A 13,543-nucleotide genomic window follows, 5' to 3' on the forward strand; every position below is an offset into this window, starting at 1 on the left:
GGTCCTACTGCTCGGCCGGGTGGGCCGGTTCCTCCCCGGGGCCGGCCTCGACGTGCTCGGGTCCGGCGGCCACGTCCTTGACCGCGTGCCCGCCGAACTGGTTGCGCATCGCGGCGATCATCTTCATCGCCGGGGCCTCGTCCTGGCGGGAGGCGAAACGGGCGAACAGTGCGTTGGCGATGGCCGGCACCGGGACCGCCAGGTCGAGGGCGGACTCGACGGTCCACCGGCCCTCCCCGGAGTCCTCGGCGTAGCCGGCGAGTCGGTCGAGGTGCTCGTCCTCGTTCAGCGCGTTCACCGCCAGGTCCAGCAACCAGGACTTGATCACCGAGCCCTCGCGCCAGGAGTTGAAGGTCTCGCGCACCGAGGTGACGTGGCTTGCGGCCTCCAGCAGCTCCCAGCCCTCGGCGTAGGCCTGCATGATCGCGTACTCGATGCCGTTGTGGACCATCTTGGCGAAGTGGCCTGCGCCGTGCTCACCGGCGTGGACGAACCCGAACTCGCCCGCGGGCTTGAGGGAGTCGAAGATCGGCTGCACCTTCGCCACGGTCTTCTCCTCACCGCCGACCATGAGCGCATAGCCCTGGGTGATGCCCCACACGCCCCCGGAGACCCCGCAGTCGAGGTACTCGATCCCTCGGCGGGCGAGCTTCTCCGCCCGCGGGGCGTCGTGGATCCACCGGGAGTTGCCGCCGTCGATGACGACGTCGCCCTCGCCCAGCAGCCCGGCCAGCTCGTCGATCACGGGGTCCACCACCGTGTCCGGCACCATCACCCACACGACCTGCGGTGCGCGGTCGATCCGCTCCACCATCGCGGCCAGGCTCTCGGCGTCCGAGAGCTCCGGGTCGGTGTCGTACCCGATGATGGTGTGCCCGGCCTGGCGCAGGCGTTCGCGCATGTTGCCGCCCATCTTGCCCAGTCCTACCAGTCCCATCTGCATGGTGTGCTCCGTCCTCGGTCGTATTCGGTTCCCACGGTCAGGGTCGTCAGCTCGATGCGGTGCGGTCGGACCAGATGCCACCGGCAGGGTGGTCGATCAGCGGAACGGTGCTGCCGGCGAAGGCGGCCGCGGCCCTTCCGATGATTTTCCACCCCTCTCGGACGGTTCTGCACCCCTGTCCGGCCACGCCTCCTGCCGATGCTGGACGCGCGACCTCCGGCGAGGACGCCGCGCAGCGCTCGGTCCTGGGCGCTTGGTCCCGGGCGCTCGCTCCGGGCGCTCGCCTCCCGCCGTCGAGAAATGCGCACTGCGTGCTTGCGGGCAGCGGGGATCCGGGCTCAGACGTTCCCGAACGGGGACGGCCCGAGCACGAGGAGTCCGACGACCAGAGCCGTCGAGAGAACCGGGACGAGCGCGACCAGGCGCCGTCCCCGGACCGTCAGCCTGAAGATCACGGCCAGGCCGGCGACGATCAGCAGCAGCGACAGGGACCAGTTCCAGCGCCCGCCCTCGATCCCGGCGACGAGGGTCAGACCCAGGAGGAGTGTCTGGGCCGTGGCCGAGAGGAGTCCGAGGATCACGGCCCGGTCACCGCGGCGGCGGTTCGGGATCTCGTTCGTGCCCATCGGGATCACGGGCTCCCGACCGGGAGCGGACCCAGGAAGGAGAGCACGAACGCCAGGACCCCAGAGACGACAGGCACGGCGATGACGGATCGCCGCCGCTGCACCGTCATCCCGATGACGACGACCAGGCCGAGCAGCGCCAGCGCCATGGACGCGAGATGGCTCCACCCGCCCCACATCAGGCCCAGCACCAGGATGAACAGCAGGAGCAGCGTCTGCAGCACCGCGGCGGTGAGGCCCAGCACGGTGGCCGTGGCGTCTCCGCCGTCCGGCACGGGCATCTCCACCGCTTCACCCTGGCCGTCCATCGCTGGGTCCTTCCCCTGGATCCTGGGAGCCCTGGCCTCGATTTTACCGCCGGAAACGCCTGCCGGGGCAGGATCTTCCGGTGCTGGGGTGTGCTCCGGGTCGGTCGGATGCCTGCGTACCGTCCTTTCGCGGAGGAGATGGAGTAGAACGGAAGGCATGAGTTCCCTGGACCTGCCCCACGACCTCACCGACGGCCTCGGCGTCGAAGCGGCAGTGCCGATCAGCGGCGGTGACACCGCGGCGGCGTACCGCCTCGCGACGGCCGGCGGGCCGCTGTTCGCCAAGACGATGGCGGATCCGCCCGCCGGGATGATGGCGGTGGAGGTCGCCGGGCTGCATGCCCTGCGGGAGCACACGCCAGAGGTCCTCGGGGTGCCGGAGGTCGTGCGCTGGAACGACCGGGGCATCGTCCTGGAGTGGATCGAGGAAGCGGACGGGAGGCGTTCGCCGGGCACCGAGGAGGAGTTCGGGCGCGGGCTGGCGGCGCTGCACCGGGCGCAGGGGGAGGCCTTCGGCGCTCTCGACCCCGAGCTGCCGGGGCGGATCGGGTCCTTCGAGGTGGACATGTCCCCGACCCAGGACTGGGCGGCGTTCCTGCTGGAGCGGCGGATCCGGCCGCTGGCGCAGAAGGCCGTCGGGTCCGGCCGGATCGACCCGCGCGCCGCCGACGTCGTCGAGGAGCTCGCCCCGCGTGCACGGGAGCTGGCCGGGCCGGAGGAGGCACCGACCCTGGTGCACGGGGACCTGTGGGCCGGCAACCGGCTCGTGGACGTCCACGGGCGGAACTGGCTTATCGATCCGTCGGCGTACTGGGGCCACCGGGAGGTGGACATCGCGATGATGCTGCTGTTCGGCGGATTCGGGCAGGAGTGCCTGGCGGCCTACCACGTGGAGCACCCGCTCGCCCCCGGGTGGGAGGAGCGGGTGCCGTGGTACCAGCTGCCGCCGCTGCTGGTGCACGCCGTCCGGTTCGGCGGTGCGTACGGGGACGCGACGATGCGTGCGCTGCGTCGGCTGCAGCAGTGACCGGCAGCGTGCGATCGCCGCCGTGTTCGCGGGATCCACGCGCGAGGGTGCCCCGCTCGGACGTCCGGTCTAGTGTGATGTGCATCCCACCCCTACCTGGCCGAAGGAGTCCACGGTGTCCTCTCACAAACCTTCTCTGTCCCGGCGCACGATGCTCGGAGGCTTCGCGGCGGCCGGAGCAGTCCCTCTCCTGACACCCGCCGCTGCGGCGGCCGTCTCAACAGCTGCCCCGTTGCGTACCGACGCACGGACCAAGATCGTTCTGCTCGGCACCAGCGGCGGCCCTGGCTGGGGCACCACCGAGCCGCCCCGGCAGGGCATCGCCTCCGCGCTCGTCGTCGGGGACCGCTACTACCTGGTCGACGCCGGCGAGGGCGTCGGCTTCCGGCTCATGGACGCGAAGCTGGGCAACTGGCAGACGCGTGCGGCCCTCAGCGGTCTGCGGGCGGTGTTCCTGACGCACCTGCACTCGGACCACATCAACGACCTCTCGAACATCCTCAGCCTCGGCGCCTACAACGGCCTCGGTCAGGCCGACATCCCTGTGCAGATCTGGGGACCGGGCAACCGGGGCGTCCTCCCGCCGAAGACCGGTTCCCACCCGATGCCTCCCATCGTCGCCCCGGAGAATCCCACTCCCGGCACAGAGGAGATAGTCGGCCTGCTGGTGCGCGCCTTCGCCACGGACTTCAACGACAGAGCCATAGACGGGGGCATGCCCGTCCCGCAGCACATGTTCGCCGGCCACGACGTCCCGTTGCCGGAGCGACTCGTGGACGATCCGAACGGGGACCCGCACCCGAGGATGAAGCCGGTCGTCTTCTACGAGGACGACCGGGTCAGGGTGTCGGCGACGCTGGTCCAGCATGCTCCGGTCTTTCCGTCCTTCGCCTTCCGCTTCGACACCGAGGACGGCAGCGTCGTGTTCTCCGGCGACACCGGTCCGAGCGAGAACCTCATCCGGATGGCCCGGGGCGCCGACGTGCTGGTGCACGAGGTGATCGCCACGGAGTGGGCGGCCCAGCGCTACCCGGAGCCACGCAGTCCCGAGGACGAGGCGGCGTTCCAGCACCTCATCAAGTCGCACACACCCGTGGAGGAGGTCGGCGCCGTCGCGGAGGCCGCCGGCGTTCCGACGCTCGTGCTCAACCACTTCGTGCCGGGCAGCTGGCCGGTCGAGAAGTGGCAGGCGGCGCAGACCGGTTACAGCGGGAAGGTCGTCATCGGGTCGGACCTCGACGAGATCGGCCTGTAGCACCGGTGCGGCGGTCGCCTCAGACCCGGTCGGTGAGCCCGTGGGCGCCGGAGTGCTCGGCACAGTGGGCGCAGCAGTAGATGGTGCCGCCGGCCTCCACGCCGTGGCCGAGGACGCGGCACCCGCAGTGCGCGCAGGTCGGGGCCATGGCGTGGGCCGCGCACTCGAAGCTGTCGAAGGTGCCGGTCCTCTCGCCCTGGGTGACGGTGAAGGTCTTGTCGTAGTCGTTGCCGCAGGTGTCGCAGGTGGCCATGATCGTCTCCTGGTGGGAAGAACTCGCTAGCTGGCTGGGAAGGGGAGCTCGAGGGGTTCCCCGGTGTGCGTCCCACCACCATGGGCACTCCCGGGGAGCTTCACAACCCCTCGGACGTGATGCGGGCGAACATGTCGGAGGCAGGCCGCAGGGCCGCTCAGAGCATCGCGCGCAGGGCCTCGACCAGCGGGGTGGTGGGCCGGCCGATGAGCCGGGAGAGGTCCCCGGTGATCAGGTCCAGGGCGCCGTCCTCGATGTTGGCGTCGAGGGCGACGAGGAACCGTGCGGTCGCCTCGTCCACGCCGGCCTCCTCGAGCGCCGCCAGGTGCTGCTCGGGCGTGAGACGCCGGTACGTCACCTCCCGGCCCAGGACCTCCGTGAGCGCCGCGGCGAGCTCGTCGAAGCTCCACGCGTGGTCCCCGGACAGCTCGTAGGTCTGCCAGGTGTGCCCGTCCTGGGCCAGCACCGCCGCGATCGCCTCGGCGTAGTCCTCCCGGGCGGCGCTGGCCACCCTGCCGTCCCCGGCATTGGCCAGCAGCAGCCCGGTGTCCTCCGCGTACCGGAGGGCCGGCTCGTAGTTTTCGGTGTACCAGCCGTTGCGCAGGATCGTGTACGGGAGCCCGGACTCGGCGATCGCCTGCTCCGTGGCCAGGTGCTCCTCGGCGAGGATGAGCTTGCCGAGGTCCGCGCCGAGGACGCTGGTGTACACCAGGCGGGAGACCCCGGCCCGGACGGCGGCGTCGATCACGTTCCGGTGCTGTGCCACCCTCCGGCCCACCTCGCTGCCGGAGATCATCAGCACCGTGCCCGCCCCCTCGAAGGCGTCGTCGAGGCTCGCCGGGTCGTCGTAGTCGATCCGTGTTGTCTTGAGGTCCAGCTCCGCGAGGGAGCCGAGCTTCTCCTCGTTGCGGCCCGCGGCCACGATGTCGGGGATCTGCACGTCGAGGCGCAGCAGGCAGCTGATCACGTGGCGGCCGAGCTGGCCGGTGGCACCGGTGATGACGATGGACATGAGGTTCCTCTCGACGGGCCGCGCCTGCGGGGGCGCGGTGCTGTGTCCGGTGCAACCGGGAGCGGCCGGGGCCTATTTCCCGGGCCCGTCCCGGCGGCCGCTCACCCGCCCTGATCGCCGGGGGAGGAACCCCGTTTCCGTGTCCGGGGCGGCGCGTAGCCTTGTCCCATGAGCCTCGCCCAGAAGATCAACCGTGTCGTCGCCCCCTTCGAGGTCATCTCCGACTACGTCCCCGCGGGCGATCAGCCGAAGGCCATCGAGGAGCTCGCCGCGCGCGTCGAGGCGGGCGAGAAGGACATCGTGCTCCTGGGCGCCACCGGCACCGGCAAGTCGGCCACGGCCGCGTGGCTGATCGAGCGCGTCCAGCGGCCCACGCTGGTCATGGTGCAGAACAAGACGCTCGCCGCGCAGCTGGCCAACGAGCTGCGGGAGCTGCTGCCCAACAACGCGGTCGAGTACTTCGTCTCCTACTACGACTACTACCAGCCGGAGGCCTACGTCCCGCAGACGGACACCTTCATCGAGAAGGACTCCTCCATCAACGAGGAGGTCGAGCGGCTGCGCCACTCGGCGACCAACGCCCTGCTGACGCGCCGGGACGTCGTCGTCGTCGCCACCGTGTCCTGCATCTACGGCCTGGGCACCCCCGAGGAGTACGTGGAGCAGATGGTCACCCTGCGCAAGGGCGACGAGATGGACCGCGACGAGCTGCTGCGCCGGTTCGTGAACATGCAGTACGCGCGCAACGACGTCGACTTCCACCGCGGCACGTTCCGCGTGCGCGGGGACACAGTGGAGATCATCCCCATGTACGAGGAGCACGCGATCCGCGTGGAGTTCTTCGGCGACGAGATCGAGTCCATCTACACCCTCCACCCGCTGACCGGCGAGATCATCCGGGACGAGAACGAGATGTACGTCTTCCCGGCCTCCCACTACGTGGCCGGCGCGGACCGGATGGCGAAGGCCGTGAAGTCGATCGAGGCGGAGCTGGCGGCGCGGCTGAAGGAGCTGGAGTCCCAGAACAAGCTGGTCGAGGCCCAGCGGCTGCGCATGCGCACCACGTACGACCTCGAGATGATGGAGCAGATGGGCTACTGCAACGGCATCGAGAACTACTCGCTGCACATCGACGGCCGCCCCCGCGGGTCCGCCCCGCACTGCCTCATCGACTACTTCCCGGACGACTTCCTCCTGGTGGTCGACGAGTCCCACGTGACCATCCCGCAGATCGGCGGCATGTACGAGGGGGACATGTCCCGGAAGCGGACGCTGGTGGAGCACGGCTTCCGGCTGCCCTCGGCCATGGACAACCGGCCGCTGAAGTGGGACGAGTTCCTCGAGCGGATCGGCCAGACCGTCTACCTCTCCGCCACCCCGGGCAAGTACGAGCTGTCCCAGGCGGACGGCTACGTGGAGCAGATCATCCGTCCCACCGGCCTGGTGGACCCCGAGGTGATCGTCAAGCCCACCAAGGGCCAGATCGACGACCTGCTCGACGAGATCAACGTGCGCGTGGAGCGCGACGAGCGCGTCCTGGTCACCACGCTCACCAAGCGGATGGCCGAGGACCTCACCGAGTACCTCATGGAGCACGGGGTGAAGGTCCAGTACCTGCACTCGGACGTGGACACCCTCCGCCGCGTGGAGCTGCTGCGCGAGCTGCGGATGGGCACCTTCGACGTCCTCGTGGGCATCAACCTGCTGCGCGAGGGCCTCGACCTGCCGGAGGTCTCCCTGGTGGCGATCCTCGACGCGGACAAGGAGGGCTTCCTGCGCTCGACGACGTCCCTGATCCAGACGATCGGCCGCGCCGCCCGCAACGTCTCCGGGCAGGTGCACATGTACGCGGACCGGATCACCGCCTCCATGGCCACCGCCATCGAGGAGACGAACCGGCGCCGGGAGATCCAGGTCGCCTACAACACGGAGCACGGGATCGACCCGCAGCCCCTGCGGAAGAGGATCGCGGACATCACCGACCAGCTCCAGCGCGAGGAGGAGGACACCCGGGAGCTGCTCGCCCAGCGGGCGGCCGCCGGCAAGAAGACCGCGCCGACCGGGAAGAAGGGCGGACGGGACGCCGTGGTGGCCGCGGAGGACAAGCTGCGCCGGGACGGGCTCGCCGCCGCCCCCGCCGAGGACCTCGTCGACCTCATCGCGCAGATGACCCAGCAGATGCAGGCCGCTGCGGAAGAGCTGCAGTTCGAGCTCGCGGGGCGGATCCGCGACGAGATCGCCGACCTCAAGAAGGAGCTGCGGCAGATGCAGCAGGCCGGGCACGCCTGATCGGCCCGGCTCCGGAACGGCAGGACAGGGGTTTTCCCGGCGTTCTCCCAGCTTCGGGTAGACTTCTCCCCGCGTAGGGGAGTATCCCTCAGCGTTGCGGACGTCAGCACGCCGGGCAATGGAGCCTGGCCGGGCGCAACGGTCGATCTCGGGACGCGGGCACGGAGCCCGGCGAGGCCGGCGGAGAGACTTGCGGCTCATTCCGGTGCCCTCGCCGCCTCGTCCCCGAACGCGGCGCACGACGGGCGCCGCCACTTCGAAGCGAAAGTACTCGCGTGCACACACAACTACCGGCCTGGTTCGAGATCGGCTCCTTCATCGTCCTGGGACTGATCCTGCTGCTGGACCTTGTCATCGTCGCCCGGCGGCCCCACGAGCCCTCCATGAAGGAGGCCGGCATCTGGGTCGGCATCTACGTGGCCCTGGCTCTCGTGTTCGGCGGGCTCATGTTCGCGTTCGCCGGACCCGAGCCCGGCACCCAGTTCATCGCCGGCTGGATCACGGAGTACAGCCTCAGCATCGACAACCTGTTCGTGTTCATCGTGATCATGACCCGGTTCGCGGTGCCGCGGAAGTACCAGCAGGAGGTGCTGATGGTGGGCATCATCATCGCTCTGGTCCTGCGCGGCATCTTCATCCTGCTGGGCGCCACGATCATCGCAAACTTCTCGTGGGTCTTCTACATCTTCGGCGTCTTCCTGCTGTGGACCGCCTACCACCAGGCCAAGGACGACGGCGAGGACGAGACCGAGGAGAACGCCCTCATCCGCAGGCTGCGCACCGTCGTGCCCATGACGGAGGAGTACGACGGCAACAAGCTGCGGACGGTCGTGAACGGCAAGAAGCTCTTCACGCCGATGCTGGTCGTCTTCGTGACCATCGGCCTCACCGACCTCATGTTCGCCTTCGACTCCATTCCCGCCATCTTCGGCCTCACGCAGAGCCCGTTCATCGTCTTCACGGCCAACATCTTCGCCCTCATGGGTCTGCGCCAGCTCTACTTCCTGCTCGGCGGGCTCATGGAGCGGCTCATCTACCTCAAGCACGGCCTGTCCCTGATCCTCGCGTTCATCGGCGTGAAGCTCATCCTGCACGCCATGCACGAGAACGAGCTGCCCTTCGTCAACGGCGGCGAGCACATCGCGTGGGCCCCGGAGATCCCCACCTTCGTCTCACTGGGCGTGATCGTGGCCATCATCGCGGTCGCGACCGTCGCCTCCATGGTCAGCCCCAAGGGCCGCACCGCCCAGGCCGTCGGGGAGCTGCACCGGGCCATCGAGGTCTACCGGAGCATCCCGGAGGGCACCCCGACCACGGAGATCCGTGTCCTGCAGGCCGACCTGGTGCGCAAGCACCACGCGGCCAGGACCGCCGCGGAGCGCTCACCCATGGACGTCCCGGACCTGCACGAGCACACCGGCAAGACCGTGGACGAGCACCACGAGGAGAGCCAGGGCGCCACGCCGGTCGAGCCCCGGGAGACCGAGCGCTGACCGTCCCCGCGCGCCGGTGACGCCGGGCCCCGCAGGGCCCGGCACGCAGAGGGGCCCGTCCCGCCGCACGGCGGGACGGGCCCCTCTGCGCAGGTGGGCGGCGGGTCCCGTATACACTGGGAGGGCCTAGGGGAGTATCCCTCAGCGCTGTGGACGTCAGCACGTCGGGTGGTCGAGCCCGGCCGGACGCAGCGGCCGACCTCGGCACGGTGGACCGTGACGGTCCCGACCGAGCGGCGGAGAGACTTACGGCTGTCCCGTCCCCGACCCCGAAAGCAGAATCCTATGGACGTCTCAACCAGCGTGTGGGCAGCGACGATCGTCGTGATCGTCGGTCTCCTGCTGTTCGACTACTTCTTCCACGTCCGCAAGGCCCACGAGCCCCAGCTCAAGGAGGCCGCCGTCTGGTCGGCGATCTACGTGGGGCTCGCCCTCCTCTTCGGACTCTTCGTCCTCCTCCGGTGGGGCGGCCAGTACGCCGGCGAGTACTACGCCGGGTACATCACGGAGAAGGCGCTGTCCGTCGACAACCTCTTCGTCTTCCTCATCATCATGGCCTCCTTCAAGGTGCCGCGCGCGGACCAGCAGAAGGTGCTGCTGTTCGGCATCACCTTCGCGCTCGTGGCGCGCACCGCCCTGATCTTCGTGGGCGCCGGGCTGATCAACCAGTTCGCGTGGGTCTTCTACGCCTTCGGCCTCATCCTGCTCCTGACGGCAGGCTCCCTCATCAAGGGCGAGCTGGCCGGCGACGAGCACGACGAGGCGGACAACTTCGTGATCCGCCTTGCCAAGCGCTTCATCCAGACGTCGGAGCACTACGACGGCGACAAGCTCTTCACCGTGGAGAACGGCAAGAAGGTCATGACGCCGATGCTGCTGGTCATGGTGGCCATCGGCGGAACCGACGTGCTCTTCGCCCTCGACTCGATCCCCGCGATCTTCGGCCTGACCCAGGAGACCTACCTCGTCTTCACGGCCGTGGCCTTCTCCCTCATGGGCCTGCGCCAGCTGTACTTCCTCATCGACGGTCTCCTGGACCGGCTCATCTACCTCTCGTGGGGTCTGGCGATCATCCTGGCCTTCATCGGCGTGAAGCTCATCATCCACGCCCTGCACGAGAACAACCTGCCGTTCATCAACAACGGCGAGCACGTGGAGGTCATCGAGGTCAGCATCGGGCTGTCCCTGAGCGTCATCCTGGGCGTGCTGACGATCACCGTCCTCGCCTCGCTGTTCAGCCCGAAGGGCCGTGCGGTGCACGTGATCGGCGGCCTGCAGACCGTCGCCGAGCAGTACGTCACGCTCCCGCAGACCGCTCCCGCCGAGGAGCGGCACGCACTGGCCGCCAAGGCGGCCCGGTACCAGGAGCGGTTGTCGAAGGTCCCGGCCCGGTACAAGGACGAGCTCATCGAGTCCGAGAAGTACTTCCACGACCTGCTGGACCGTGCCCGCGGCAAGCACCGCGAGTTCGAGAGCACCGGGGTCGCCCCGGAGCCGGACCGCGTCCCGGACGCGCAGGCCGAGTCGGTCGAGGGCGAGCGGGCGGACGTGCAGGAGGCCGCCGGCACCACGACCGCGGACGGCCCGCACCGCGGCGGAGGCAGCCACACCGTCTGACCCGTCGTCCCCCAGGACCCGTAGAGACCGCGCCCCGCCCCACCGTCAGGTGGGGCGGGGCGCGGTCGTGACGGGGACCGGGGCCAGCCCGCCGGGCTCAGCGCCCCGACTCGGTGATGGGACCGACATTGTCCACGACCACCGCGGGGAAGCCGTCCTCGTCGGAGAGGCGCAGGTCGATGCGGGCGTTGATGCCCCAGTCGTGGTGGCCGTCCGGGTCGTCGAAGACCTGGACCACGGTCCAGTACCCCTCGAGCCCCTCGGGCTTCTCGTCGATGCGGATCAGGCCGGGGCCGCGGGACTGGGGATCGGTGTAGATGTCCTTGTGCTCGGCGAAGTACGCGTCCATCGCGTCCGCCCACCGGTCCCGGTCCCAGCCGTGCTCGCCGTCGAGGGCGCCCAGCACCTTGTCCTTCTCGTCGGCGAAGAGCTCCACGCGCTGGAACAGGGCGTTGCGCACCATGACCCGGAACGCGCGGGCGTTCGAGGTGATGGCCGGCGGCTGCTCCTCGATCAGCTCCTCCAGGGAGTCCGCGGAGGTGCCCATGGGCGACTCCTCCCCGGCGGCCAGCTTCTCCCACTCGTCGAGCAGGGAGTTGTCCGTCTGGCGGATGAGCTCGCCCAGCCACTCGACGAGGTCCTCGAGGTCCTCGCGGAGCATGTCCAGCGGCACGGTCTGGCGCAGCGCCTTGTAGGCGTCCGAGAGGTAGCGCAGCAGGATGCCCTCGGAGCGGGCGAGACCGTAGAACTGGACGTAGTCCCCGAAGGTCATGGCCCGCTCGTACATGTCCCGGACCACGGACTTCGGCGCGAGCTCGAACTGGGCGACCCACGGGGCGCTCTTCCGGTAGGTCTCGAACGCCTGGGTCAGCAGCTCCTCGAGGGGCTTGGCGTAGCTGACGTCCTCGAGCTCCTTCATCCGCTCGTCGTAGTCGAGGCCCTCCGCCTTCATCGCGGCGACCGCCTCGCCGCGGGCCTTCTTCTCCTGCATGTTGAGCACCTGGCGGGGCTTCTCCAGGGTGGCCTCGATGACGGAGACCACGTCGAGGGCGTAGTTCGGGTCCTCGGGGTCGACGAGGGTCAGCGCCGCGAGGGCGAACGGGGAGAGGGGCTGGTTGAGCGCGAAGTTCTCCTGCAGCTCCACGGTCAGCCGCCAGGTGCGGCCCTCCTCGTCGGGCTCGTCGAGCTTCTCGACGACGCCGGCCGCCCGCAGCTCCTTGAGGATCCCGATGGCCTGCTTGACCAGGGCGCGCCGGCGCTGCGGCGTCTCGTGGTTGTGGGTCAGCAGGTGCCACGCGGCCATGACGGGGTCGCCCGGGCGCTGCAGGATGTTGAGCAGCATCGAGTGCGTGACGGTGAAGGACGAGGTCAGCGGCTCCGGCTCGGAGGCCACGAGGGTCTCGAACGTCGGCTTCCCCCAGGACACGAAGCCCTGCGGCGGCTTCTTCCGCACGACCTGCCGCAGCTTCTTCTGGTCGTCGCCGAACTTGGCGTGGGCCTTCTTCATGGCCTTGTTGTTCTCGATGACGTGCTCGGGCGCCTGGACCACCACGGTGCCGGCGGTGTCGTAGCCGGCGCGTCCGGCGCGCCCGGCGATCTGGTGGAACTCGCGGGCGTTGAGCCTGCGGGTGCGCTCGCCGTCGAACTTGGACAGCGCCGTGATGACCACGGTGCGGATGGGCACGTTGATCCCCACGCCCAGCGTGTCGGTACCGCAGATGACCTTGAGCAGCCCCGTCTGGGCGAGCTGCTCCACGAGCCGGCGGTACTTGGGCAGCATGCCCGCGTGGTGGACGCCGATGCCGTGGCGGACCAGGCGGTTGAGGGTCTTGCCGAAGCCCGCGGAGAACCGGAAGCCGGCGATCAGCTCCCCGATCCGCTCCTTCTCCTCCTTGGACAGGACGTTGACCGACATGAGGTTCTGCGCCTGGTCCATGGCCTGCAGCTGGGAGAAGTGCACCACGTAGACCGGGGCCTGGTTGGTGGTGAGCAGCTCCTCGAGGGCCTCGTGGATCGGGTCCTCGGACCAGTAGTGGTGCAGCGGGATCGGCCGCTCGGCGGAGGAGACCGTCGTCGTCGGGCGGCCGGTGAGCTCGGTGATGCCCTCCTCGAAGCGGCTGACGTCGCCGAGGGTCGCGCTCATGACCAGGAACTGCGCCTGCGGCAGCTGGAGCAGCGGCACCTGCCACGCCCAGCCGCGCTGCGGGTCGGAGTAGAAGTGGAACTCGTCCATGACCACCGGGCCGACGTCCGCGTCCCGGCCCTCGCGCAGGGCCACGTTGGCGAGGATCTCGGCGGTGCAGCAGATGATGGGGGCGTTGGCGTTGACCGCGGAGTCGCCCGTGACCATGCCGACGTTCTCGGCGCCGAAGATCTCTACGAGGGCGAAGAACTTCTCGGACACCAGGGCCTTGATGGGCGCGGTGTAGTAGGAGCGCTGCCCGGCGGCGAGGCCGGCGAAGTGCGCGGCGACCGCCACGGTGGACTTCCCGGAGCCGGTGGGGGTGGCCAGGATGAGGTTGGACCCGCCCGCGAACTCGAGCACGGCCTCGTCCTGGGCCGGGTAGAGCTCCATGTCCCGGGACGCGATCCAGCCGAGGAAGCCCTCGTAGACCTCGTCCCCGGTCAGCGGGTTGGCGGCGTAGTCGCCGCGGTAGTAGGGGTGGCCGGGGGTGCCGAGGACGGGGGAGAGCGCTTCGAGGAGTTTCATCGGCTCCAGC

Annotated in this window: 10 protein-coding genes and 1 pseudogene; 5 read left to right on the forward strand and 6 right to left on the reverse strand. The window is 69.5% G+C overall.

The window, feature by feature from the left end:
• Positions 1-4: 4 nt before the first annotated feature.
• From gnd to IEW07_RS09600, 3 genes are all read right to left on the reverse strand, one after another.
• Positions 5-943, reverse strand: coding sequence for a phosphogluconate dehydrogenase (NAD(+)-dependent, decarboxylating) (gene gnd, locus IEW07_RS09590; protein ID WP_188536623.1), 939 nt, complete (start codon positions 941-943; stop codon positions 5-7).
• A gap of 338 nt (positions 944-1,281) precedes the next feature.
• A complete protein-coding gene (locus IEW07_RS09595) occupies positions 1,282-1,569 on the reverse strand; it encodes a hypothetical protein (protein WP_188536625.1) in 288 nt (95 codons plus the stop codon).
• A 5-nt stretch (positions 1,570-1,574) separates the two neighbouring features.
• The gene (locus IEW07_RS09600) at positions 1,575-1,877 is read right to left on the reverse strand and encodes a hypothetical protein (protein ID WP_188536627.1); all 303 of its coding nucleotides are present in this window, start codon (positions 1,875-1,877) and stop codon (positions 1,575-1,577) included.
• 157 nt (positions 1,878-2,034) lie between these two features.
• On the opposite strand from IEW07_RS09600, the gene IEW07_RS09605 reads away from it, so the two are divergent.
• Positions 2,035-2,904 carry a fructosamine kinase family protein gene (locus tag IEW07_RS09605; RefSeq protein WP_188536629.1) on the forward strand — a complete coding sequence of 290 codons (870 nt, stop codon included), beginning with the start codon at positions 2,035-2,037 and terminating at the stop codon, positions 2,902-2,904.
• 232 nt (positions 2,905-3,136) lie between these two features.
• Positions 3,137-4,159 (forward strand): MBL fold metallo-hydrolase, encoded by a 1,023-nt coding sequence (locus tag IEW07_RS09610; RefSeq protein ID WP_229741711.1) that lies wholly within the window; start codon positions 3,137-3,139, stop codon positions 4,157-4,159.
• Positions 4,160-4,178: 19 nt separating this feature from the next.
• Here the strand turns inward: IEW07_RS09610 and IEW07_RS09615 are convergent, their stop codons facing one another.
• Together IEW07_RS09615 and IEW07_RS09620 are read right to left on the reverse strand one after the other, a co-directional pair.
• The gene (locus IEW07_RS09615) at positions 4,179-4,412 is read right to left on the reverse strand and encodes a metallothionein (RefSeq protein ID WP_188536631.1); all 234 of its coding nucleotides are present in this window, start codon (positions 4,410-4,412) and stop codon (positions 4,179-4,181) included.
• A gap of 157 nt (positions 4,413-4,569) precedes the next feature.
• Positions 4,570-5,424 carry an SDR family oxidoreductase gene (locus IEW07_RS09620; protein WP_188536633.1) on the reverse strand — a complete coding sequence of 285 codons (855 nt, stop codon included), beginning with the start codon at positions 5,422-5,424 and terminating at the stop codon, positions 4,570-4,572.
• 168 nt (positions 5,425-5,592) lie between these two features.
• Between IEW07_RS09620 and uvrB the strand changes: the two genes are divergently transcribed.
• The 3 genes and pseudogenes from uvrB (at position 5,593) to IEW07_RS09635 (ending at position 10,823) form a co-directional block, all read left to right on the forward strand.
• The gene (uvrB, locus tag IEW07_RS09625) at positions 5,593-7,713 is read left to right on the forward strand and encodes an excinuclease ABC subunit UvrB (protein WP_188536635.1); all 2,121 of its coding nucleotides are present in this window, start codon (positions 5,593-5,595) and stop codon (positions 7,711-7,713) included.
• 275 nt (positions 7,714-7,988) lie between these two features.
• A pseudogene (locus tag IEW07_RS09630) lies at positions 7,989-8,963 on the forward strand (TerC family protein); the annotation flags it as partial.
• Positions 8,964-9,491: 528 nt separating this feature from the next.
• Entirely contained in the window at positions 9,492-10,823 is a 1,332-nt protein-coding gene (locus tag IEW07_RS09635; protein WP_188536639.1) for a TerC family protein, read from the forward strand.
• Between the two features lie 97 nt (positions 10,824-10,920).
• Here IEW07_RS09635 and IEW07_RS09640 read toward each other — a convergent pair whose 3' ends face one another.
• A complete protein-coding gene (locus tag IEW07_RS09640; protein ID WP_188536641.1) occupies positions 10,921-13,533 on the reverse strand; it encodes a DEAD/DEAH box helicase in 2,613 nt (870 codons plus the stop codon).
• Positions 13,534-13,543: the final 10 nt, after the last annotated feature.

It is taken from the genome of Kocuria dechangensis, assembly GCF_014636775.1.
Classification (GTDB): domain Bacteria; phylum Actinomycetota; class Actinomycetes; order Actinomycetales; family Micrococcaceae; genus Kocuria; species Kocuria dechangensis.

Coding starts and splice junctions, on each gene's coding strand:
- IEW07_RS09615 (WP_188536631.1), bottom strand. CDS start 4,412: ATGGCCACCTGCGACACCTGCGGCAACGACTACGACAAGACCTTCACC.
- uvrB (WP_188536635.1), top strand. CDS start 5,593: ATGAGCCTCGCCCAGAAGATCAACCGTGTCGTCGCCCCCTTCGAGGTC.
- IEW07_RS09640 (WP_188536641.1), bottom strand. CDS start 13,533: ATGAAACTCCTCGAAGCGCTCTCCCCCGTCCTCGGCACCCCCGGCCAC.
- IEW07_RS09595 (WP_188536625.1), bottom strand. CDS start 1,569: ATGGGCACGAACGAGATCCCGAACCGCCGCCGCGGTGACCGGGCCGTG.
- IEW07_RS09620 (WP_188536633.1), bottom strand. CDS start 5,424: ATGTCCATCGTCATCACCGGTGCCACCGGCCAGCTCGGCCGCCACGTG.
- gnd (WP_188536623.1), bottom strand. CDS start 943: ATGCAGATGGGACTGGTAGGACTGGGCAAGATGGGCGGCAACATGCGC.
- IEW07_RS09600 (WP_188536627.1), bottom strand. CDS start 1,877: ATGGACGGCCAGGGTGAAGCGGTGGAGATGCCCGTGCCGGACGGCGGA.
- IEW07_RS09635 (WP_188536639.1), top strand. CDS start 9,492: ATGGACGTCTCAACCAGCGTGTGGGCAGCGACGATCGTCGTGATCGTC.
- IEW07_RS09605 (WP_188536629.1), top strand. CDS start 2,035: ATGAGTTCCCTGGACCTGCCCCACGACCTCACCGACGGCCTCGGCGTC.